Raw genomic sequence first — 478 nt, forward strand, 5'->3', positions numbered from 1 at the left:
TTGTTGATGATGCCCCCCTGGGGTGGCAGGTGGTTGCCCTGGTCAAGCGCATCCGGCGAGGGCCGGATCTGCTGTTGGCTGGCAGCCAAGACTGGCGGAGCGGCGGCCTGAACTCCGGCGTGCCCAGAGCTTGCGAAAGCGTCCGACACGCTTCTGTTAGGATCCTCCGGTCCAGCGGGCATCCCTGGGTTGCTGAGCGAAGACGAGGCGGCTTGATCATCCTGCCGCTGCTGAAGCACTTCGCGGAACTCCTGTTCCAGTCGCAGAAGCTCCTCTGGATTGGTTGGCGGCTTGTGAGCTCGATTATCGAACAGCGGCCGCAAGGCCTCGGGAATCTCCGCATTGTGAACCCGCTGCAGCGCCAAGCGGAGTTTCTTGTTGCCTGGAAACAACGCCTCGGCGAGTTCGGTCCGCGAATTGTGATCCAGCCCAGAGATCGTCTGGCCCCGACTCTCAAGCTGCTCAGAAAATCTGCGAA

Annotated in this window: 1 protein-coding gene; it reads left to right on the forward strand. The window is 61.7% G+C overall.

Translation table 11 applies throughout. From position 1 onward, the window contains the following. Positions 1-212: 212 nt before the first annotated feature. A partial coding sequence (locus C9427_RS34360; protein ID WP_167434586.1) for a hypothetical protein occupies positions 213-478 on the forward strand: 266 nt, incomplete at its 3' end.

Origin of the sequence: Mesorhizobium helmanticense (assembly GCF_003034915.1) — a bacterium.
Taxonomy (GTDB): Bacteria; Pseudomonadota; Alphaproteobacteria; order Rhizobiales; family Rhizobiaceae; genus Mesorhizobium; species Mesorhizobium helmanticense.